This is a genomic window from Streptomyces sp. NPDC093085, from assembly GCF_040683935.1.
Lineage (GTDB): Bacteria > Actinomycetota > Actinomycetes > Streptomycetales > Streptomycetaceae > Streptomyces.
The window spans coordinates 78,012-98,817 of sequence record NZ_JBFBFB010000006.1; the positions used below are offsets into that span (position 1 = coordinate 78,012).

The 20,806-nt window shown below is 74.0% G+C and carries 17 protein-coding genes; 13 read left to right on the forward strand and 4 right to left on the reverse strand.

Annotated elements, in window-relative coordinates:
• Entirely contained in the window at nt 1–663 is a 663-nt protein-coding gene (locus AB0O07_RS19025; protein ID WP_365634469.1) for an alpha/beta fold hydrolase, read from the reverse strand.
• Nucleotides 664–706: 43 nt separating this feature from the next.
• Between AB0O07_RS19025 and AB0O07_RS19030 the strand changes: the two genes are divergently transcribed.
• On the forward strand, nt 707–1,102 hold the full coding sequence (locus tag AB0O07_RS19030) for a MerR family transcriptional regulator (protein ID WP_365634472.1): 396 nt from the start codon (nt 707–709) through the stop codon (nt 1,100–1,102).
• Nucleotides 1,103–1,134: 32 nt separating this feature from the next.
• Here AB0O07_RS19030 and AB0O07_RS19035 read toward each other — a convergent pair whose 3' ends face one another.
• Together AB0O07_RS19035 and AB0O07_RS19040 are read right to left on the reverse strand one after the other, a co-directional pair.
• The gene (locus AB0O07_RS19035) at nt 1,135–3,069 is read right to left on the reverse strand and encodes an ABC transporter ATP-binding protein (RefSeq protein WP_365634475.1); all 1,935 of its coding nucleotides are present in this window, start codon (nt 3,067–3,069) and stop codon (nt 1,135–1,137) included.
• The gene (locus AB0O07_RS19040; protein ID WP_365634478.1) at nt 3,066–5,306 is read right to left on the reverse strand and encodes an ABC transporter transmembrane domain-containing protein; all 2,241 of its coding nucleotides are present in this window, start codon (nt 5,304–5,306) and stop codon (nt 3,066–3,068) included. Before AB0O07_RS19040 ends, AB0O07_RS19035 begins: the two co-directional genes overlap by 4 nt.
• A 151-nt stretch (nt 5,307–5,457) precedes the next feature.
• Here AB0O07_RS19040 and AB0O07_RS19045 point away from each other — a divergent pair, with 151 nt between their 5' ends.
• The 4 genes from AB0O07_RS19045 to AB0O07_RS19060 all read left to right on the forward strand — a co-directional run bounded on the left by AB0O07_RS19045 (nt 5,458) and on the right by AB0O07_RS19060 (nt 9,436).
• Complete coding sequence (locus AB0O07_RS19045) at nt 5,458–6,489, forward strand: ABC transporter ATP-binding protein (protein WP_365634481.1); 1,032 nt, start codon at nt 5,458–5,460, stop codon at nt 6,487–6,489.
• A gap of 4 nt (nt 6,490–6,493) precedes the next feature.
• Nucleotides 6,494–7,294, forward strand: coding sequence for an ABC transporter permease (locus tag AB0O07_RS19050; RefSeq protein ID WP_365634484.1), 801 nt, complete (start codon nt 6,494–6,496; stop codon nt 7,292–7,294).
• Between the two features lie 143 nt (nt 7,295–7,437).
• The gene (locus AB0O07_RS19055; RefSeq protein ID WP_365634487.1) at nt 7,438–8,766 is read left to right on the forward strand and encodes a sensor histidine kinase; all 1,329 of its coding nucleotides are present in this window, start codon (nt 7,438–7,440) and stop codon (nt 8,764–8,766) included.
• On the forward strand, nt 8,759–9,436 hold the full coding sequence (locus AB0O07_RS19060; protein ID WP_365634490.1) for a response regulator transcription factor: 678 nt from the start codon (nt 8,759–8,761) through the stop codon (nt 9,434–9,436). Before AB0O07_RS19055 ends, AB0O07_RS19060 begins: the two co-directional genes overlap by 8 nt.
• A 44-nt stretch (nt 9,437–9,480) precedes the next feature.
• Here the strand turns inward: AB0O07_RS19060 and glgX are convergent, their stop codons facing one another.
• Entirely contained in the window at nt 9,481–11,682 is a 2,202-nt protein-coding gene (gene glgX, locus AB0O07_RS19065; RefSeq protein ID WP_365635282.1) for a glycogen debranching protein GlgX, read from the reverse strand.
• Nucleotides 11,683–12,056: 374 nt separating this feature from the next.
• Here glgX and AB0O07_RS19070 point away from each other — a divergent pair, with 374 nt between their 5' ends.
• The 8 genes from AB0O07_RS19070 (at nt 12,057) to AB0O07_RS19105 (ending at nt 20,772) form a co-directional block, all read left to right on the forward strand.
• The gene (locus tag AB0O07_RS19070; protein ID WP_365634493.1) at nt 12,057–13,274 is read left to right on the forward strand and encodes an Ig-like domain-containing protein; all 1,218 of its coding nucleotides are present in this window, start codon (nt 12,057–12,059) and stop codon (nt 13,272–13,274) included.
• A 198-nt stretch (nt 13,275–13,472) separates the two neighbouring features.
• Nucleotides 13,473–14,780, forward strand: a complete 1,308-nt coding sequence (locus tag AB0O07_RS19075; protein ID WP_365634495.1) for an Ig-like domain-containing protein — start codon at nt 13,473–13,475, stop codon at nt 14,778–14,780.
• A 97-nt stretch (nt 14,781–14,877) separates the two neighbouring features.
• Complete coding sequence (locus AB0O07_RS19080; RefSeq protein ID WP_365634498.1) at nt 14,878–15,672, forward strand: enoyl-CoA hydratase-related protein; 795 nt, start codon at nt 14,878–14,880, stop codon at nt 15,670–15,672.
• Nucleotides 15,673–15,934: 262 nt separating this feature from the next.
• Nucleotides 15,935–16,447 (forward strand): ATP-binding protein, encoded by a 513-nt coding sequence (locus AB0O07_RS19085; protein WP_365634501.1) that lies wholly within the window; start codon nt 15,935–15,937, stop codon nt 16,445–16,447.
• Nucleotides 16,448–16,551: 104 nt separating this feature from the next.
• Nucleotides 16,552–17,382 (forward strand): polysaccharide deacetylase family protein, encoded by an 831-nt coding sequence (locus tag AB0O07_RS19090; RefSeq protein WP_365634504.1) that lies wholly within the window; start codon nt 16,552–16,554, stop codon nt 17,380–17,382.
• A complete protein-coding gene (locus AB0O07_RS19095; RefSeq protein WP_365634507.1) occupies nt 17,382–18,638 on the forward strand; it encodes a YncE family protein in 1,257 nt (418 codons plus the stop codon). Before AB0O07_RS19090 ends, AB0O07_RS19095 begins: the two co-directional genes overlap by 1 nt.
• A 206-nt stretch (nt 18,639–18,844) precedes the next feature.
• Nucleotides 18,845–19,522: an ADP-ribosyltransferase gene (locus AB0O07_RS19100; protein ID WP_365634510.1), complete on the forward strand. Its 678-nt coding sequence runs from the start codon at nt 18,845–18,847 to the stop codon at nt 19,520–19,522.
• A 215-nt stretch (nt 19,523–19,737) separates the two neighbouring features.
• Nucleotides 19,738–20,772, forward strand: a complete 1,035-nt coding sequence (locus AB0O07_RS19105) for a CopD family protein (protein WP_365634512.1) — start codon at nt 19,738–19,740, stop codon at nt 20,770–20,772.
• The last annotated feature ends 34 nt before the right edge of the window (nt 20,773–20,806 follow it).

Consider the following 20,806-nt stretch of genomic DNA (forward strand, 5'->3'; position numbering starts at 1 on the left):
TCAGGCCCGGAGAAACCGGAGAAAGGCGAGGACCGGCCTCAGCCACTCCTCCGGACGCTCGGCCATGACCACATGGTCACTGTCGATCTCCGTGTACCGCGCGCCCGGTATCCCGGCCGCCAGGGCACGGGACCCCGCGGGCAGCACCATGCTGTCGGCGGTCGTCGCGACGACCAGCGTGGGGACGGCGACCTCGGCCAGGTCTCCGGTGATGTCGAGGGAGGGGATCAGGGCGATGTGCGGATGGAGCGCGGGCGGCACCTCGTCCCGCCAGCCCGGGAGGAGGCCGAGCAGATGGTCGTCGGGCCGGGCGAACCCCGCGGTCAGTACGAGCCCGGTCACCCGTTCGGGATGGCGTACGGCGGCGCGTACCGCCACCAGCGTGCCGAGCGAGAAGCCGGCCAGGGTGAAGCGCCCGACACCGCGCCGTACGGCGGAGTCGACGACCGCGTCCGTGAGGGCGTCGAGGCCGAGCGGGGCGCCGGCGACCGGGGTCTCGCCCGACCCGGGGTAGTCCGGGGCGACGACCGTGTGGGCGGCGGCGAGGGCCGGCAGCACCGGTGCGAAGTTGCCGGCGATGCTGCCGGTGGCGCCATGGGCGAGCAGCAGCCCGGGGCCGGACCCGGTGACGGTGGTGGCGAGGGCGGGGAATGAATCGCTCATGGCCCGAACGTTGACGCATCACACCGGTGTGAAGGTCAAGCCCATGGCGCGACGAGGAGAGCCGATGCTGATAGGCGAGCTGTCACGACGGACCGGAGTCGCGACCCGGCTGCTGCGGTACTACGAGGAGCGGGGCCTGCTCCGTCCCGGCCGCGCCGGCAGTGGATACCGCGTGTACGGATCCGACGCCCCGCAGGTCGTCGCGCGTATCCGGGGCATGCTGGCGGCCGGGCTGACCACCGACGCCATCCGCGAGATGCTGCCGTGCGCCGGGGGCGCCGGGCCGGGGATCGAGCCCTGCCCGGAGGTGCTGCGCGCGATGCGCGCCCATCTGGAACGGATGGACGCGGACATCGCGGAGCTGCGCCGCCGCAGGGCCGCGCTGGCCGCGTTCCGCGACGCGACCGAGGCGCGCCGGGAACCGGCCGCCGGTCACTGAGGGAGCGGGGCCGCCCCCGCCCCCGCTCCCACTCAGGCCAGACTCTCCCGCCACGCCCGGTGCAGGCCCGCGAAGTGGCCCGTACCGGCGATCAGGTCGGCCGGGGGGCCGTCCTCGACGATGCGGCCGTCTTCCATCACCAGGACGCGGTCCGCGATCTCGACCGTGGAGAGGCGGTGCGCGATGACCACCGCCGTACGGCCGCGCAGCACCGTGTCCATCGCGCGCTGCACCGCCCGCTCGCTCGGGATGTCCAGCGAGCTGGTCGCCTCGTCCAGGATCAGCACCGCCGGGTCGGCGAGGAGCGCGCGGGCGAAGGCGACCAACTGGCGCTGGCCCGCCGAGATCCGGCCGCCCCGCTTCCGTACGTCCGTGTCGTAGCCGTCCGGCAGCCCGGCGATGAAGTCGTGCGCCCCGATCGCCTTCGCCGCCGCCTCGATCGCCGCCCGGTCGGCGTCGGGGCGGCCGATGGCGATGTTCTCGGCGACCGTCCCGGAGAAGAGGAACGCCTCCTGCGTCACCATCACCACCCCGCGCCGGAGTTCGGGCGTGGCGAGGTCGCGGAGGTCCACGCCGTCCAGCAGGACCCGGCCGTGCGTCGGGTCGTAGAACCGGGCCAGCAGCTTCGCCAGGGTGGACTTGCCCGCGCCCGTCGAGCCGACCACCGCGACCGTCTGGCCGGCCGGAATCGCCAGGTCGAAGCGGGGCAGCACCTCGCCGCCCGTACGGTACGCGAAGCTCACCCCCTCGAAGACGGCCGCCCGGCCCGGGAAGCCGCCCTCGGTCGGGGGCAGCTCCCTGGGCCGCTCCGCCTCCGGCACCGACGGGGTCTGGGCGAGCAGCCCCGCGATCTTCTCCAGCGAGGCGGCGGCCGACTGGTACGAGTTGAGGAACATCGCCAGCCGGTCGATCGGGTCGTACAGCCGCCGCAGATAGAGCGCCGCCGCCGCGAGCACCCCGAGCGGCAGGGTGCCCTCCGCCACCTGGTAGGCGCCCCAGAGGACGATCCCGGCGACCGCCGTGTTGGCGACCAGCCGGGAGCCGGTCACATACCGCGCCATCTCCAGTATCGCGTCCCCGTTGGTCCGTTCGTGGCCGTGGTTGAGGCGGCGGAACTCCGCGTCGTTGGCCCGCTCGCGCCGGAACGCCCGCACCGGCCTGATCCCGTTCATCGTCTCCGCGAACTTCACGATGACCGCGGCGATCGCCGTGGAGCGCTGGGCGTACGCCCGCGCGGCGCGCCGCTGGTAGAGCCGTACCAGCAGATAGAGCGGTACGAAGGACGCCACCGCCAGCGCGCCGATCCCGAGGTCCAGATAGAGCAGCATCGCCGAGATCGAGACGAACGACAGCACCACGCCGACGAGTTCCTGGAGCCCCTCGCCGAGCAGTTCGCGCAGCGACTCCACGTCGGTGGTGGACCGGGAGATCAGCCGCCCCGAGGTGTACCTCTCGTGGAAGTCCACGCTGAGCGCCTGGGCATGGCGGAAGATCCTGCCGCGCAGATCGAGCAGGACGTCCTGGTTGATGCCTCCCGCGACTCGCAGGAACGCGTACTGGAGCCCGCCGGAGCCGGTCGCGCAGACCAGATACGCCGCGCCGAGCGCGTACAGCGGACCGAGGTCCCCGGCGCGGAACGCGGGCACGCCCCGGTCGATGGCGTACGCGACGAGCAGCGGCCCCGCCTGCATCGCGGCCTGCTGGAGCAGGAGGAGCACCACCCCCACCGCCACCCGCGCCCGCCGGGGCCGCAGCAGCGAGCCCAGCAGCGCCCTGGTGGCCCCACGGGGTGAGGGCAGCGCGTCCTGGGCGAAGGGGTCGTCCTGGTCCGGGGCAGGAGCGTGCCCGGCGGGGGGTCCGGGGGCGCCCGGCGGCACCGGGGGTACGGCGCCGGGCGCGGCCCCCGAGGGGGGCTCGGGCTCCGGGTCCGGGCCGTGCGGGCCCTTCGTCGCGGGCGTCGTGGTCATCGGGCCCCCTCCTCGACGGGCTCGGCGGCCATGGGCTCGGCGTCAGCGCGCTCGGCGCCGAGGGGCTTCGTGCCGACGGGCTCGGCGTCGGCCGGCTCCGGGCCGACCGGTTCCGCGTCGACCGGTGCGGCGGTCCCGCGCGCCTCGGTGCCGGGTCCGCCGGTGCCGGGTCCGCCGGTGCCGGGTCCGCCAGCCCCGTGTTCCCCGGCCCCGTGTTCCCCGGCCCCGTGCCCCCCGGCTCCGTGCGTCTCGGCCCCGGTCATCAGCCACGCGTACTCCGTGCTGCTCCGCAGCAGTTCCTGGTGGGTCCCCACGGCGGCGATCCGGCCCCCGGAGAGCAGCGCCACCCGGTCCGCGAGCAGCACCGTGGACGGCCGGTGCGCCACCACCAGTGCCGTCGTCTCCCGCAGCACCCGCCGCAGCGCCGCCTCCACCCGCGCCTCCGTGTGCACGTCCAGCGCCGAGAGCGGGTCGTCCAGGACGAGGAAGCGGGGCCGGCCCGCCACCGCCCTGGCCAGCGCGAGCCGTTGGCGCTGGCCGCCGGAGAGCCGGTGGCCCTGTTCGCCCACCTCGGTGTCCACCCCGCCCGGGAGCCCCGCGACGAAGTCCACCTGGGCCACGTCCAGCGCCCGCCGCACCGCGCCGGGCCCCGCGCCCGCCGCGCCCATCAGTACGTTCTCCCCGATCGTCGCCGAGAAGAGGGTGGGCTCCTCGAAGGCCACCGACACCATCTCCCGCACCCGCTCCCGTGGCAGGTGCGCGATGTCCTCGCCGTCCAGGGTGATCCGGCCCGCCGTCACCTCGTGCAGCCGGGGGACGAGCGCGGTCAGCGTCGTCTTCCCCGACCCCGTGGCGCCGACCAGCGCCATCGTCTCGCCGGGCGCGATGTGCAGGTCGATCCGGTCCAGCACGGGCGGCGCTTCCGGGGCCGCGTCGGGATACCGGAAGGAGACACCCTCGAAGCGCAGCCCGCCCGGATCCGGCGGCGGGGACGCTTCGCCACCCGCGGCAGGATCCCGGCCCGGGCCCGGATCCGGGGCCGAGGAGGAAGCCGGGGCCGGGCCCCTGCCCGTGTTGCCCTTGCCCGGAGCCGGGGTCGGTGCCGTGCCCGTGCCCGTGCCCGGGGCCGGATCCGGGTCGCGTTCCTCCCGTACGTCCATCACCTCGAAGAACCGGTCCGTGGCCGCCGCCGCGTCCTGGCTCATCGCCAGCAGGAACCCGATCGACTCCACCGGCCAGCGCAGCGCCAGCGCCGTCGACAGGAACGCCACCAGCGTGCCCGCCGAGAGCGCGCCGTCCGCCACCTGGACCGTGCCCAGCACCAGCGCCGCGCCGATCGCCAGCTCTGGGACGGACATGATCACGGCCCAGATCGCCGCCAGCAGCCGCACCTTGTGCAGCTCCGTCGCGCGCAGCCGCCGGGTCAGCGCCCGGAAGGCCTCCGCCTGGCTGCGGTGGCGGCCGAAGCCCTTCACGATCCGGATGCCGAGCACGCTCTCCTCGACCACCGTCGTCACATCCCCGACCTGGTCCTGCGCCTCCCTGGTGACCAGGGAGTACCGCGCCTCGAAGACCGACAGGAGAAGCACCAGCGGGATCACCGGAAGCAGCAGCACCAGCCCCAGCGACCACTCCTGGAGCAGCAGGATCACCGCACCGACCACCACCGTCGCCCCGTTGACGACGAGGAAGGTCAGCGGGAAGGCCAGGAACAGCCGCAGCAGCATCAGATCCGTCGTGCCCCGCGACAGCAGCTGGCCCGAGGGCCACCGGTCGTGGAAGGCGACCGGCAGCCGCTGGAGATGGCGGTAGAGGTCGGCGCGCATCGCCGCCTCCACCCCCGCCAGCGGCCGGGCCACCAGCCACCGCCGCAGCCCGAACAGCAGCGCCTCGGCGACCCCGAGCGCCAGCAGCACGAGCGCGCCGAGCCAGACACCGCCGGGGTCCCGGTCCCGTACCGGACCGTCCACCAGCCACTTGAGCACCAGCGGCATCACCAGCCCCAGCGAGGACGCCACGGTCGCGACGACGGCCGCGGTGAAGAACCGCCGCCGCACCGGCCGTACGTACGGCCAGAGCCGGAGCAGCGAACGTACGGTCGACCGCCGGGCGGCCCGCCCGGAAGGGGTGGCGGCGCCGGCGGGGGGCCCGGGAGCGGCGGCGGGGGTGTCGTCGTCGGCGGCGGTGGTCGGGGCGGCGGGTGCGGTGGCGTCGGTCGGCGCGGTGGTGTCGGTCATCGGGGCGAGCCTACGGTCCGCCACTGACAGCGCTCATGTGCTTTTCCTGCCGTTCTCGCCTGGTCGTACGAGCCCATCAGCCGATCGGATGACGGTATGTCGAGCGTGTCGGCCGATACCCCGTGCCCGCCCCGTACGCGAACCTCGGACCATGGCGATCATCGAAGTGAACGGCCTGCGCAAGGCGTACGGCGGCCGGGCGGTGGTGGACGGTGTCTCCTTCACCGTGGCCGAGGGGGAGATCTTCGGGATCCTCGGGCCCAACGGGGCCGGCAAGACGACCACCGTCGAGTGCGTCGAGGGGCTGCGGGTCCCGGACGCCGGTACGGTCCGGGTCGCCGGGCTCGACCCGGTGGCCGACCACGACCGCGTGACCCGGATCCTGGGCGCGCAGCTCCAGGAGAGCGAACTCCAGCCGAAGCTGACCGTACGGGAGGCGCTGGAACTGTACGCGGCCTTCTACCCCGAGCCGGCCGACTGGCGGCCCCTGGCCGAACGGCTCGGCCTCGGCGAGCGGCTGGACACCCGCTTCGCGAAGCTCTCCGGCGGCCAGAAGCAGCGGCTGTTCATCGCGCTCGCGCTGGTCGGCCGCCCGCGCGTGGTCGTCCTGGACGAGCTGACCACCGGGCTCGACCCGCGCGCCCGCCGCGACACCTGGTCCCTGATCGAGGAGGTACGGGACTCCGGGGTGACCGTGCTGCTGGTCACCCACTTCATGGAGGAGGCCCAGCGGCTCTGCGACCGGATCGCCGTCATCGACGGGGGCCGGGTCGCCGCGCTCGACACCCCGGCCGGGCTGATCGGCCGCTCGGCCGCCGCCACGGTCATCTCCTTCACCCCCTCCGAGCCGCTGGGCGAGGCGGAACTGGCCGGACTGCCGCTGGCGGCCTCCGTCGACATCCGGGACGGACGCGTCGTCATCAACGGGACGGACGAGACCGTCGACGCCGTGATCGCGCTGCTCGCCCGCCGCCGGATCACCGCACGCCAGCTCCGGGTGGCCGACGCGACACTGGACGACGCCTTCCTCGACCTCACGGGGCCGCCGGAACCGTCCCGTACGACCGAGGACGCCCGGAAGGCCGCCGGGAGCGCCGTGGGCGCCCGGAAGGCCGCCGGGAGCGCCGAGGGCGCCCGGAAGGCCGCCGCCTCCGCCGGCCCCACCACCGGAAAGCGGGTCTGACCCGATGTCCACCGCACCGGCCTCCACGACCTCCCCGAACCCGGCGGCCTTCCGCGCCCCCGGCGGCCGGGGCGCCGCCGCCGTCCTCAGGACCGAGGCCCGGCTCTTCGTCCGTGAACCGGGCACCCTCTTCTGGGTCCTCCTCTTCCCGGCGCTCCTCACCGCGATCCTCGGCCTGGTCCCCTCCTTCCGCGAGGCCTCCGCCGACCTCGGCGGACGGCGCGTCATCGACCTCTACGTCCCCGTCGGGGTGCTGCTCGCCCTGATCATGGGCGGCCTCCAGGCGCTGCCGCCGATCCTCACCGGCTACCGCGAACGCGGCATCCTGCGCCGGATGTCCACCACCCCCGTACGCCCGGCGTCGCTGCTCGGCGCCGAGATCGCGCTCCACGGGGCGGCGTCGCTCGGCTCCGCCGCGCTGGTGATCGCGGTGGGCAGAACCGCCTTCGGTGTCAAGCTGCCGGGCCACCTCCCCGGGTACGCCCTCGCGCTGGTCCTCGCCGCGGCGAGCACGCTCGCGCTGGGCGCGCTGGTGTCGGCGGTCTCCCGTACCCAGAAGATCTCCTCGGTCATCGGCTCCGCCGTCTTCTTCCCGGCCCTGTTCACCGCGGGCGTCTATCTCCCGGTGCAGACCATGCCGGGAACCCTGCGCCACATCGTCGAGGCCACCCCGCTCGGCGCCGCCTCCCAGGCGCTCGACCAGGCGATGCGCGGCGGCTGGCCGGGGGCGGTCCACCTCGGGGTGACGCTGGTGTGGGCGGTCGCGCTGACGGCGGGCGCGGCCCGCTGGTTCCGGTGGGAGTGAGCGGGCGGATGCGGGGCGAGGGGGTGCACGGGCCGACGGCGCGCGGTTCGACACGGCACGCCACGAGCACGACGGCGTACGGCTCGACGGGGTACCGGCGACCGGGGGTCCGGTGCGGTGACGGCCACGGTCACACTGGGGAGATGCCCGGCACCCCCGCCCCCGCCGCCCCCGCCGCCCCCGGCGATCCCACGCTCCCCGTCGACGCCGGGCCCGCCACCGCCACCGCCCCCGCGCCGGTGGAGGAGGGCTGGGAGCAGTTCTACCGCTGGGGTCCCTACGGCACGCTCGGGCTCTCCGTCGCGATCTCGGCCGTCGTGGACGCCCACCGCGCCCCCCTCCCGAGCGCCGCCCTGCTGCTGGCCGCGCTCGTCCTCCAGCTCTGGTGGCACCGGGTCCGGGGCCGGGCGCCCGCCCGCTCGCGGCCCGCCCAGGGCTACTTCGTGGCCCGTACGGCGCTCGCCTTCGCCCTCACCTGGCTGCACCCCTTCTTCGCGATCTACGCCACCCTGGGCTACTTCGACGTCGACCGGTATCTGCCGCGCCGCTACGGATACCCCGGCATGTTCGTCACCGCCGTCATCCTCGCGGGATCGCAGTCCGGCGGTCTGCCGCCGAAGTCCCCGGTCCAGGCGGCGGTCTTCGGCGCGCTCCTGCTGCTCCACTGCGTCCTGGTCTCCGTCCTCGGCCGGCTCTCCGCCCGGGAGGCCGACAACGCCCGCCATAAGGCCGCCACCATCACCGAACTGGAGCGCGCCAACGCCCGTCTTGAACAGGCCCTCGCCGAGAACGCCGCCCTCCAGGCGCAGCTCCTCCTCCAGGCCAGGGAGGCCGGGGTCGCCGACGAGCGCCGCCGGCTCGCCGCCGAGATCCACGACACCATCGCCCAGGGGCTGACCGGGATCATCGCCCAGCTCCAGGTGGTCACCGTCACCGCGGACCCGGCGCTCGCCCGGGTCCATCTGGACCGCGCCGCCCGGCTCGCCCGGCAGAGCCTCGGGGAGGCGCGCAGGTCCGTACAGAACCTCGGCCCCGCCGAGCTGGAGCACGACGCCCTGCCCACCGCGCTCTGCCGCACCGTCGCCGCCTGGGCCGAACGCACCGGCGTGCGCGCCGCGTGCACCGTCACCGGCACCGAGGAGCCGCTGCACGAGGAGGTCGAGGCGACCCTGCTCCGGATCGCCCAGGAAGCCCTGGCCAACGCCGAACGGCACGCACGGGCCCGCCGCGTGGGCGTCACGCTCTCCTACATGGGCGACGAGATCACCCTCGACATCCGCGACGACGGACGCGGCTTCGACCCGCTCTTCCCGCCCCCGCGCCCCGGTGGCGGAGGCCCGGCGGCGGGCGGTTTCGGGGTGCCGGGGATGCGCGCCAGGGCGGAGCGTCTCGCCGGTACGGTCACCGTCGAGTCCGCCCCGGGGGAGGGGACGGCGGTCTCCGCTCGCGTACCGTTGGTACGCCATGACTGATGCCGTGACCGACGCCGCGACCGACGCGCCGCGTCCCCGCCCCATCACCCTGATCGTCGTCGACGACCACCCCGTCGTACGGGACGGACTGCGCGGCATGTTCGAGTCCGCGCCCGGGTTCCGGGTGCTCGGGGAGGCGGCCGACGGCGTCGCCGGGGTGGCGCTCGCCGCCCGGCTCGACCCGGACGTCGTCCTGATGGACCTGCGGATGCCGGGCGGCGGCGGGGTCGAGGCGATCGCCGAACTCACCCGCAGGGGCGCCCGCGCCAAGGTCCTCGTCCTCACCACGTACGACACCGACTCCGACACGCTCCCCGCGATCGAGGCGGGCGCCACCGGCTATCTCCTCAAGGACGCCCCGCGCGAGGAGCTCTTCACGGCGGTACGGGCCGCCGCCGACGGCCGTACGGTCCTCTCGCCCGCCGTCGCCTCCCGCCTCGTCTCCCATGTACGGAAGCCGGCCGCCGCCGGGGGCGAGCCGCTGTCGGCGCGCGAGCGCGAGGTGCTGGGGCTGGTCGCCCGGGGCACCTCGAACCGGGAGATCGCCGCCGAACTCTTCATCAGCGAGGCGACGGTGAAGACCCATCTCACCCACCTCTACGCCAAGCTGGGCGTCAAGGACCGGGCGGCGGCCGTCGCGGCCGGGTACGACCGGGGCATCCTCGGCTGAAGCGCCGCGCCCTCCGTACCCGTACGGGTCACCCGGTCACCCGGTCACTCGGTCACCCGGAGGAGCAGCACCGCCCGCGCCGGGACCCGTACCGCCGTACCGCCCCGCCACACCGTCCCCGGCGCCGCCCGCTGGTCCGCCCGCGCCGTGTCCACCACCAGCTCGTAACCGCCCGCCCACGGCGGCCCGGGGAGCGTGAACTCCACCGGTTCATGGCCCGCGTGCAGCACCGTCAGAAAACTGTCGTCGGTGATCTTCTCGCCGCGCGCGTCCCGCCCCGGGATGTCCCGCCCGGAGAGGAAGAGCCCCAGCGTGGCGGCCGGGGCGTACCAGTCCGCCTCCGTCATCTCCGCGCCGTACGGGGTGAACCACGCCAGGTCCCGCACCCCGTCCGGGGACTGCCGGAGCCCCGAGAAGAAGGCCCGGCGGCGGAGCACGGGGTGGGCGCGGCGCAGCGCCAGCAGCCGCACCGCCAGCCGGTACAGCCCCGCGGGACCGTCGGCCGCTCCGTCCGGGACCTCTCCCCCCGGGGTATCCGAGGCGTCCGGGGCCTCCGCGACGTCCTCCGCGATCCCGCCCAGCAGGGACCAGTCGACCCAGCTCACCTCGTTGTCCTGGCAGTACGCGTTGTTGTTGCCGCCCTGCGTCCGGCCCATCTCGTCGCCCGCGACCAGCATCGGCACCCCCGTCGACACCAGCAGGGTGGTGAGCAGATTGCGGAGCTGACGCCAGCGCAGCGCCAGGACGGCGGGATCGTCGGTCTCGCCCTCCGCGCCGCAGTTCCACGACCGGTTGTCGTCCGTGCCGTCCCGGTTCTCCTCCCCGTTCGCCTCGTTGTGCTTCCGCCCGTACGAGACCAGGTCGCGCAGGGTGAAGCCGTCGTGCGCCGTGATGAAGTTGACGGAGGCGTACGGCCGCCGCCCGCCCCACGCGTACAGGTCGCTCGACCCGGAGAGCCGGTATCCGAGGTCCCGTACGTCGGGGAGCGCGCCGCGCCAGAAGTCCCGTACGGCGTCCCGGTAGCGGTCGTTCCACTCCGCCCAGAGCGGCGGGAACGCCCCCACCTGGTACCCGCCGCTCCCCACGTCCCACGGCTCGGCGATCAGCTTCACCCGGCGCAGCACCGGGTCCTGGGCGATCACGGCGAGGAACGGCGAGAGCATGTCCACGTCGTGGCGGGAGCGGGCCAGCGCCGCCGCCAGGTCGAAGCGGAAGCCGTCCACGCCCATCTCCGTCACCCAGTACCGCAGCGAGTCGGTGATCAGGCGCAGCACCTGCGGCTGGACGACATGGAGGGTGTTCCCGCACCCCGTGTAGTCGGTGTAGCGGCGGGCGTCGGCGGGCAGCCGGTAGTAGCCCCGGTTGTCGATGCCGCGCAGCGAGAGCGTCGGCCCGCGCTCGTCGGCCTCCGCGGTGTGGTTGTAGACCACGTCGAGGATGACCTCGATCCCGGCCGCGTGGAGCGCGCGCACCATCTCCTTGAACTCCTCGACCTGCTGGCCCCGGGTGCCGCTCGCGGCGTACCCGGCGTGCGGGGCGAAGTAGCCGATCGAGTTGTACCCCCAGTAGTTGCGCCGGCCGCGCCGCAGCAGATGGTCCTCGTGGGCGAAGTGGTGGACCGGGAGGAGTTCGACGGCGGTGACGCCGAGCCGCCGCAGATGGCCGATGGCCGCCGGGTGCGCGAGCCCCGCGTAGGTGCCGCGCAGGTGCTCGGGGATCCCCGGATGGAGCTTGGTGAAGCCCCGTACGTGCAGTTCGTAGATGACGGAGTCGGCCAGCGGCGTCTTGGGGCGCCGGTCGTCGCGCCAGCCGTCGCCGGGCGCGTCGTCGTGGACGACCACGCCCTTGGGGACGTACGGGGCGGAGTCGCGGTCGTCCCGTACGGTGTCGGCGACATGCGGCTGCGGCCAGTCCCTTACATGCCCGTAGACCTCCGGGGGCAGGGTGAACTCCCCGTCGACGGCGCGCGCGTACGGGTCGAGGAGGAGCTTCGCCGGGTTCCAGCGGGCGCCCGTCCACGGGTCCCAGCGGCCGTGCACCCGGAAGCCGTACCGCTGCCCCGGGCCCACCCCGGGGACGAAGCCGTGCCAGATCTCATGGGTCAGCTCGGCGAGCGGCAGCCGGGTCTCGGCGCCCCGTTCGTCGTAGAGACAGACCTCGACGGCCTCGGCGCCGCCCGCCCAGAGCGCGAAGTTGGTGCCCGTGACCCCGTCGGGCCCGGTCCGGTAGCGCGCCCCGAGCGGCATCGGCGCCCCCGGCCTGACGGCGGGCCAGGGGTGATCCTGACGTCCCGTCCGCACCGCCTGTCCGGTCCGCACTGCCTGTTCCGCTCGTACCACCTGTTCCGCTCGTACCGCCCCTTCCGTCCGCCCTTCCTGTCCAGGAGCTTCCGCCGGCTCCGTCCCTCGCGCCGGCTCCGCCTCCGTGGTGTCCCCAGGGCGTTCCGTCCTCTGTTCGGCTGCGCTCGCCACCGACCGGCCTCCCGCGGCTCGTGACCCCGCTCCCCGGTGGGCACGGCGTCCCGGCCATGGCCCCTCCGCGCGTGGTTCTTCTCCTGTTCTGCCCCCAAGAGGCCCCGCCCTCACGTTTCCCCCGGCGGGGGGTGGTCGTTGGGGCGGTCATGAGAAACGTAACGAAACGGACAGGGGCCCTGGTGGCACCGCTGGCCCTGGCGCTGGTCCTGCTGGCCCTGACGGCGCTCACCGGGTGCGGTGCGGGCGCCGCGCTGCTGGAGGGCAAGGCGGGCGGCGCCGCCGACACCATCGCCGTCACCCCCAAGGACGGCGCCACGGGGGTCACCAGGGCCGACCGGATCGAGGTGACGGTCCCGGACGGGCGGCTCGAACGGGTGACCGTCACCCAGGTGGAGGACGCGCGCACGGCGGAACTGCCGGGGCACATCTCCCCGGACGGCCGTACGTGGACCCCGCGCCCCGGCTCGGTCGTCACCCTCGCGGCGAAGTACGCCGTGGACGCGGTGGCCACCGACGGCTCGGGGCACCGCTCGGCCCGCCACACCACCTTCACGACGGTGGTCCCGGAGGACCGGTTCACCGCCTACTTCTCGCCGGAGAACCGGGCCACCGTCGGCACCGGCATGATCATCTCCTTCGACTTCAACCGGAAGATCGAGGACCGCGCCGCCGTCCAGCGCGCCATCAGGATCGTCGCGGACCCGCCGGTGGAGATCGCGGGCCACTGGTTCGGGCACGAACGGCTCGACTTCCGTCCGGAGGATTACTGGGAGCCGGGCACCGAGGTCACCATCGAGATGGCGCTGCGGGATGTGCGGGGGGCGCCCGGCGTCTTCGGCATGCAGCACAAGAAGCTCGCCTTCACCGTGGGCCGCTCGCAGGTCTCCACGGTCGACACGGAGGCCCACACGATGGAGGTACGGCGGGACGGCGCCCTGCTGTCGACGGTGCCGATCACCGCGGGCGACGCCAAGAACCCCACCTACAACGGGAAGATGGTGGTCACGGAGTTGCACGAGGTGACCCGGATGAACGGTCAGTCGGTCGGATTCGGTGCCGAGTACGACATCAAGGATGTCCCGCACGCGATCCGGCTGACGACCACCGGCACCTTCCTGCACGGCAACTACTGGGAGTCGGGGCCCACGTTCGGCTCGGAGAACGTGAGCCACGGGTGCATCGGGCTCCGTGACGTCAAGGGCGGCGGCCCGGAGACCCCGGCGGGGTGGTTCTTCGAACGGACCCTCGTCGGGGATGTGGTGGAAGTGGTCAACTCCCCCGACAAGACGGTCGCCCCGGACAACGGCCTCGGCGGCTGGAACATGGAGTGGAACCGGTGGAGATCGGGGTCCGCCCTCCGCTGAGTCGCCCCTGAATCACCCCTGAGCCACCCCCGTAACCCCGCCATGACCTGCGCCGTCCCCCGGAGGTTGGGACGGAATGGTGACATGCGCGAGATCTACGTCACGCACCCCGTGTGATTATCTTTCGCCAGGCGCGTTGCACTCGACGCGTGGGGTGCGGGCCGTGGCGGGGCCAGGCCGTGCGAAGGGGAGACGACCATGGAGAAGCAGGCGCCGATATCGGCCGCGTACGGCCACGGCGGTGGCGCCGGCGGCAGGGGCGGCAACGGCGGCAGCGGTACGGGCGGCAGCGGCGGCAACGGTACGGGGCGGGCGCGTCGCCGGGGGCTGTTCGCGCTGGTCCTGGGGGCGCTGCTGCTGTTCGTGACGGCGTGTTCGGGGGGCTCGGGCTCCGGCGGTGACGGCAAGGGCGGCGGGGACGGCGACGGGAAGAACACCGCCTCGGCGGCGATCGTCACCGTCGAGCCCAAGGACAAGGCCGAAGGGGTGGAGACCACCGGCGCCCTCAAGGTCTCGGCGGAGAAGGGCAAGCTGACCACCGTCACCGTCCAGGACGACGAGGGCGGCGACGTCGAGGGGAAGATCGCCGCCGACGGCGCCACCTGGGAGCCGCTCCAGCACCTCTCCTCCGGCACCAAGTACAAGGTGCACGCGATCGCGAAGGACACCGACGGGCGCGAGTCCGCGAAGGACACCACCTTCACCACCCTCGTCCCGAAGAACACCTTCATCGGCACCTACACGCCCGAGGACGGCTCCACCGTCGGCGTCGGCATGCCGGTCTCCATCAACTTCACCCGGGGCATCACCGAGCCCGAGGCCGTCGAGAAGGCCATCACGGTGACCGCCGAGCCGGCCGTGGAGATCGCGGGCCACTGGTTCGGCAACGACCGGCTCGACTTCCGCCCCGAGAAGTACTGGGCGCCCGGCACCAAGGTGACCGTCAAGCTCAACCTGGACGGCGTCGAGGGCCGCCCCGGCGTCTACGGCAAGCAGAGCAAGAGCGTCTCCTTCACCATCGGCCGCAGCCAGGTCTCCACGGTCGACGCGAGCGCCAAGACGATGAAGGTCGTCCGGGACGGCGAGCTGATCAAGACCATCCCGATCACCGCGGGCGCGCCGTCGACCACCACGTACAACGGCCAGATGGTCATCAGCGAGAAGTACCCGGTGACCCGGATGGACGGCGCCACGGTCGGCTTCGGCGGCGAGTACGACATCAAGGACGTGCCGCACGCCATGCGGCTCTCCACCTCCGGCACCTTCATGCACGGCAACTACTGGGCCTCCGCCGGCACCTTCGGCTCGGCCAACGTCAGCCACGGCTGTGTCGGCCTGCGGGACATCCGGGGCGGCGGGGACAACGGCACCCCGTCGGCGTGGATGTACAACGCCTCGCTCATCGGCGACGTCGTCATCGTGAAGAACTCGAACGACAAGCAGATCGCCCCGGACAACGGCCTCAACGGCTGGAACATGTCCTGGGCGGAGTGGACCGCCAAGTAGGGCGGACCAGCGGGGCGTACGCGGCCCGTACGCTGCTGTGACCAGCGAACGGCCGGGGGCCGGGACGATGTCCCGGCCCCCGGCTACGCTCGTCCCCATGGCATCCGAATCCGCGTCAGCGCCCGTATCCGTCCGTCTCGAAGTCTCCGGCGGCGTCGGTACGATCCGGCTCGACCGCCCCCCGATGAACGCCCTCGACACCGCCCTCCAGGACCGGCTCCGCCTCCTCGCGGCCGAGGCGGGCGTCCGGGACGATGTGCGCGCCGTGATCCTCTACGGCGGCGAGAAGGTCTTCGCGGCCGGCGCCGACATCAAGGAGATGCGCGCCATGGACCACGCGGCGATGGCGGTACGCGCCCAGGCGCTCCAGGAGGCGTTCACCGCCGTGGCGCGGATCCCCAAGCCGGTCGTCGCGGCCGTCACCGGGTACGCCCTGGGCGGCGGCTGCGAGCTGGCGCTCTGCGCGGACTACCGGATCGCCGCCGACAACGCCAAGCTGGGCCAGCCGGAGATCCTGCTCGGGCTGATCCCGGGCGCGGGCGGCACCCAGCGGCTGCCCCGGCTGATCGGCCCCTCCCGGGCCAAGGACCTGATCTTCACGGGGCGTCAGGTACGGGCGGACGAGGCGCTCCGGATCGGCCTGGTCGACCAGGTCGTCCCGGCGGCGGAGGTGTACGAGGCCGCGCACGCCTGGGCCGCGCGGCTCGCGAAGGGGCCCGCGCTCGCGCTCCGCGCCGCGAAGGAGGCGGTCGACCGGGGGCTCGAAACGGACCTGGAGACCGGGCTCACCGTCGAACGCACCTGGTTCGCCGGGCTGTTCGCCACCGAGGACCGCGAGCGCGGTATGCGCTCCTTCGTCGAGGAAGGGCCCGGCAAGGCGAAGTTCCTTTGAGAACCGGCCTGTTGGACATGGTTGGCGGATCCGTCAACTCCGTGCAACGCTTAGCGCAACCTTAAGACAGCCTTAAGGCAGTCTTGGCGATCAGTTTTGGTGATCAATAAATCGCTTCTCGTCAGCGCAGGTCAGGATAGGTGCTCAAGCTCAATTTCTGCCAAGGGCATATGCCGATCATGCTTCCCGGAATACCCCGTTCCGGGGAGCTGAATCCCCGCGAACTCCCACGGTGAGAGCGCCGTCCGGCCATGATGGGGGCATGGCGGGCCTGGAGGGTACGGAGCAGCCGCGGCAGCGCGGAAACGCCGCCGCCGAGCGGTGGATACCGTCCATCGACGACGAACAGGCGTTCAAAGCGCTGGAATTGTTCGGCAACCCGACGGACGCGGAGGTCCGGCTCCCCTCCCGCCCGGAATCCGCCGCGGCCGCCCGCCGGATCACCCACTGTGTGGTGTTCCGGCAGTGGCAGCTCTCACCGGTCACCGCCGAGCACGCCGTCCTCCTCGTCTCCGAACTGGTCGGCAACGCGGTACGGCACACCGGGGCCCGCGCCTTCGGGTTACGGATGCTCCGCCGCCGGGGGTGGATCCGGGTCGAGGTGCGCGACCCCTCGCGCGGGCTGCCCTGCCAGATGCCCGTCCGTGAGCTGGACACCAGCGGGCGCGGGCTCTTCCTGGTGGACCGGCTCTCCGACCGGTGGGGCGTCGACCTGCTGCCGCGCGGCAAGACCACCTGGTTCGAGATGCGGGTGACGGACCGCCAGGCCCCGTGACGGGGCTCCCGTTCCGCGCCGTACCGCCGCCGCCCGGCCCCGAGGGGTGACGGGCGGGCCCGGCAGCGGGTCAATCGCCCCCTTTGTCCCGCTTTCCCCCTTAAATGGGGTCCGTGATCCCGATCGACCGCCGCAGCGCGCTGCGTGCCGCAGCCGGCGCCGCCGTCACGGGCGCCCTCGCCACCGGCTGTTCCGACACGGCGCCCGATTCTGTCAAGCACTCCGCCCCAGGACCGAACCCCGCCGCCCCCACCGCCCCCTCGGCCCTCTCCAGCCCTTCCGGCACCGGGGCACCCGCCGCCCGCACCGCCCCCGCGCCCCGGCGGCTCCCCGGACAGCCGGCCGAGATCGGGCACGGCCCCCGCGACCGGCCCCGGGTCGCCCTCACCTTCCACGGCCAGGGCGACCCCGCCACCGCCACCGCCCTGCTCACCGAGGCCGAGCGCAGGGGCGCCCGGGTCACCGTCCTCGCCGTCGGCACCTGGCTCGACGAACACCCCGCCATGGCCCGCCGGATCCTCGACGGCGGCCACGACCTCGGCAACCACACCCTGCACCACATCGACATCTCCGACCTGGCCGAGGCCGAGGCGTACGCGGAGATCACCGGCTGCGCCCAGCGGCTGCGCCGGCTCACCGGCTCCATCGGCACCTGGTTCCGGCCCTCCCGCACCCAGCACGCCACCCCGCTCGTCCGGCGCCTCGCCCACCGGGCCGGCTACCCGCACGTCCTCTCGTACGACGTCGACTCCCTCGACTTCACCTCACCCGGCGCCGAGGCCGTCGTCCGCAATGTCACCGGCGAGCTGCGCGACGGCTCCGTGGTGAGCCTGCACTTCGGGTACGCGGACACGGTCGCCGCGCTGCCCGCCCTCCTCGACGCACTGGAACGCCGCGGCCTGCGCGCGGTCACGACCACGGAGCTGCTGACCTGATGGACCGAACCGCCCCCCACACCCCCCGCCGCCCGGCCGGTACCGCCCTCCGCCGCCCGGCCGCGCGCCGTACCCCCCGGTCCGCGAGCGCCGCCGGTGCCGCCGGTGCCGCCGTCTGTCTCGCCGCGCTGCTCGCGGGGTGCGGCGGCGCCGGCGCCCCGGACCGTACCGAGGCCGCCGCCACCAAGGCCGCCCGGCCGCCCGCCTCGGCCCGCCCCGTCTCCTCCGGGCTGCCGGGCATGCCGCCCGTCCAGGACCCCAAGGACATCTACGCCGCCGACCGGCCCGGGATGCTCTCGCCCGTCGTACGGAAGTTCCCCTCGCGGGTCTATGTGCCGAACACCAACTCCGACACGATCTCGGTCATCGACCCGGCCACGTACGAGGTCATCGAGACCATCCCGGTCGGCCGGCAGCCCCAGCACGTCGTGCCCTCCTGGGACCTGAAGACCCTCTGGGTCAACAACAACCGGGGCCACACCCTCACCCCGATCGACCCGGCCACCGGCGAGGCGGGCGAGCCGGTGGACGTGCACGACCCGTACAACCTCTACTTCACGCCCAACGGCAAGTACGCGGTCGTGATGGCCTCCCTCGACCGGGAACTCGTCTTCCGCGACCCGCACACCATGAAGGTCGTCAAGACCGAGCCGGTCACCTGCGCGGGCGTCAACCACGCCGACTTCTCCGCCGACGGCCGGTACTTCATCGTCTCCTGCGAGTTCTCCGGCGAACTCCTCAAGGTCGACACCGAGCGGATGAAGGTCGTCGGCCAGCAGAAACTGCCCTTCGAGGGCGCCATGCCGCAGGACGTGAAGATCTCACCGGACGGCTCCACGTTCTACATCGCGGACATGATGGCCGACGGCATGTGGGTCCTGGACGGCAAGAAGTTCGCCACACCCAAGCTGCTCCACACCGGCAAGGGCACCCACGGGCTGTACGTGAGCCGGGACTCGCGGGAGATGTACGTCTCCAACCGGGGCGAGGGCACCATCTCCGTCTTCGACTTCCGGCGCGACGAACTGACGAAGAAGTGGCACCTGCCGAACGGCGGCAGCCCCGACATGGGCGGCGTCTCCGCGGACGGCAAGGTGCTCTGGCTGTCGGGACGTTACGACGCGGAGGTCTACGCGATCGACACCGCCACCGGCAAGCAACTCGCCCGGATCCCGGTCGGCGGCGGCCCGCACGGCCTCGCGGTCTACCCGCAGCCGGGCCGCTACTCGCTGGGCCACACCGGGGTCTTCCGCTGACGGAGGGCCGCCGAGGAGGCTCTCCGCCGACGGGCGTTCCCGGCCGACGCGCTGTCCCGGCCGGCCGGGCCGGCCGGCGTTTCCCGTCGACGGGGCGGCGGCGGTGCGGGCCGCCGGCCGCTCCGTGCGGCCGGCGACCGGTCAACACGCCCCCGTCCGGAGGACGGTCCACGCCCCGCCGCCGCCGAGCGTGGAGGGTGCTCCCCATGACCACTTCTCGCCTGCGGCGGCGGGGCGCGGCCGTCGCCCTCTCCCTCGCCGCCCTCCTCGTCCCCGCCCCGGCCACCGAGGCACGTCCCGGGCCCGCGCCCACCCCGCCGGCCGCCGAGCCGGCCCCCGCTCCCGCCGCACCGTCCGCCGGGGACCCCGCCGGGCCCGCCCCCGCACCCGACCGGTGCCCCGTGGTCGAGGACAAGCTGTTCGCCGCCGTGGACCTGCGGGTCGAGGCCGACCGGATCACCCCCACGCCGGTCTGGCGCACCGACTGCCGGCAGCTCTACCGCGCCGACGCCCGCGCCCCGCGCGACATCTTCGAGCGGGGGCTCCACCCCGAGGCCCCGGTGAACGGTTCGTACGACCTGGCCCGCCACACCCTGGCGGGCCAGGGCTCCCCGTATGTCTCCGCCGGCTACGACCACGACCTCTACAAGACGACCGTGGGCGAGAAGGCCGCCTACAACTACTACATCGACGCCCCCGGCGGCGTGGACGTCGACCGCACCCTCGGCACCCCGCGCGGCCCCGCCGCCACCGAGGAGGTCGCCTTCCCCGGCGGCATCTCGCGCGAACGCATCGTCGGCGCCTGCCCGGTCGACCCCGCGAAGAAGACCGAGACGATGGCCAAGTGCGAGGACAACCCGCACTACCAGCCCTGGCGCGGCTGACGGACCGGACCTCCGGACCGCCGTACCCCTGATGGACCGTACGTCCGGACCGCCGTAGCCCTGATGGACCGTACGTCCGGACCGCCGTAGCCCTGACGGACCGTACGTCCGGTACGCCGTACCCCCGACGGCCCCGTCCGCCGCCCTGCCTCCCCCCTTCCCGCTCGTACGCGATCGCGTTGCCGCCCCGCGCGGTCCGTAGAGATGATGAACGGGTGATATTCCCCGAACCGCCCGCCGAGGGAGGCGCCGCCGCCCCCGACGCCGGCCGCCGAGGCGCGCCGGTCACCCGTCGGCTCCGGGCGGCGGGCGGAGCGCTCGCCGCGCTGCTCGTCGCCATGGCGGGCGGGTGGCTCGCCGCCCGGGGGACGGGGGAGCTGCGGATCCCCGGGGCCGGGGTGACCACCGTGCTCCGTACCGTCGTGTACGCCGCGCTCGCCGTCCACCTCGGGGAACTCGCCGGGCGCCGGCTCGCCCGTGCCGCAGCCCCCGGGGACGCCCCTCCCGGCCTCCCTGATCCTGCCGGTCTTCCCGGTCTTCCCGAGCCCCGGCGCTGGGCGGTCGGGGCCGCGCTCGCCGGGGCGGCCGGGTCCGCCGGGCAGATCGTGGTGCTGGCCCGGGTCAGCGGGCTCGACCTCGCCACCGTGTACGGCACCACCGACGGGCGGCTCCTGCTCGTCATGGCCAACGGCTTCCTGCTGGCGGCCGGCTGCGCCACGCTCACCCGCCCCGCCCTCGCCCTCCTCCCGCTCGCCGCCGTCATCGGCGCGGAGGCGCTGCGGGCCCACCCCGAGCAGTACACCCCGCTGCTGGGCGCCGCGCTCACCGTCGTCCACCTCACCGCGGCGTCCCTCTGGACCGGCGGGCTGCTCCATGTCCTGCGGGTGGTACGGGAGGGAAGGGGGAGAGGGGACCCGGAACGGGCCGCCGGGATCCACGCCCTGCTCGGGCGGTACGCGCGCCACGCGGCGCGGCTGCTCGCCCTGCTCGCCGCCACCGGCACCGTCTCGGCGGTGCGCAGGCTCCCCGCCGACGTCGTGTTCGGCACGGCGTACGGGCGGGTGCTCCTCGCCAAGCTGGCCCTCGTCGCCGTGGTCTGCGCACTGGCGCTGACCGCGCGGCTCCGGCTGCGGCGCGGCGGCGACGCGGTGCGCCCCGCCCGCGCCGAACTCGCCGTCCTCGCCGTGGTGGTGCTCGTCTCCGCGGTCCTGACGGTCGTCCCGGACCCGCACTGGCTCAGCATCCGCTGACGGTGCCCGGCCGGCGTGTGCCGGTCGGCCGGTC

Coding starts and splice junctions, on each gene's coding strand:
- AB0O07_RS19070 (WP_365634493.1), top strand. CDS start 12,057: ATGAGAAACGTAACGAAACGGACAGGGGCCCTGGTGGCACCGCTGGCC.
- AB0O07_RS19025 (WP_365634469.1), bottom strand. CDS start 663: ATGAGCGATTCATTCCCCGCCCTCGCCACCACCGTCACCGGGTCCGGC.
- AB0O07_RS19080 (WP_365634498.1), top strand. CDS start 14,878: ATGGCATCCGAATCCGCGTCAGCGCCCGTATCCGTCCGTCTCGAAGTC.
- AB0O07_RS19095 (WP_365634507.1), top strand. CDS start 17,382: ATGGACCGAACCGCCCCCCACACCCCCCGCCGCCCGGCCGGTACCGCC.
- AB0O07_RS19100 (WP_365634510.1), top strand. CDS start 18,845: ATGACCACTTCTCGCCTGCGGCGGCGGGGCGCGGCCGTCGCCCTCTCC.
- AB0O07_RS19055 (WP_365634487.1), top strand. CDS start 7,438: ATGCCCGGCACCCCCGCCCCCGCCGCCCCCGCCGCCCCCGGCGATCCC.
- AB0O07_RS19045 (WP_365634481.1), top strand. CDS start 5,458: ATGGCGATCATCGAAGTGAACGGCCTGCGCAAGGCGTACGGCGGCCGG.
- AB0O07_RS19050 (WP_365634484.1), top strand. CDS start 6,494: ATGTCCACCGCACCGGCCTCCACGACCTCCCCGAACCCGGCGGCCTTC.
- AB0O07_RS19035 (WP_365634475.1), bottom strand. CDS start 3,069: ATGACCACGACGCCCGCGACGAAGGGCCCGCACGGCCCGGACCCGGAG.
- glgX (WP_365635282.1), bottom strand. CDS start 11,682: ATGCCGCTCGGGGCGCGCTACCGGACCGGGCCCGACGGGGTCACGGGC.
- AB0O07_RS19040 (WP_365634478.1), bottom strand. CDS start 5,306: ATGACCGACACCACCGCGCCGACCGACGCCACCGCACCCGCCGCCCCG.
- AB0O07_RS19060 (WP_365634490.1), top strand. CDS start 8,759: ATGACTGATGCCGTGACCGACGCCGCGACCGACGCGCCGCGTCCCCGC.
- AB0O07_RS19090 (WP_365634504.1), top strand. CDS start 16,552: ATGGGGTCCGTGATCCCGATCGACCGCCGCAGCGCGCTGCGTGCCGCA.
- AB0O07_RS19030 (WP_365634472.1), top strand. CDS start 707: ATGGCGCGACGAGGAGAGCCGATGCTGATAGGCGAGCTGTCACGACGG.
- AB0O07_RS19085 (WP_365634501.1), top strand. CDS start 15,935: ATGGCGGGCCTGGAGGGTACGGAGCAGCCGCGGCAGCGCGGAAACGCC.
- AB0O07_RS19075 (WP_365634495.1), top strand. CDS start 13,473: ATGGAGAAGCAGGCGCCGATATCGGCCGCGTACGGCCACGGCGGTGGC.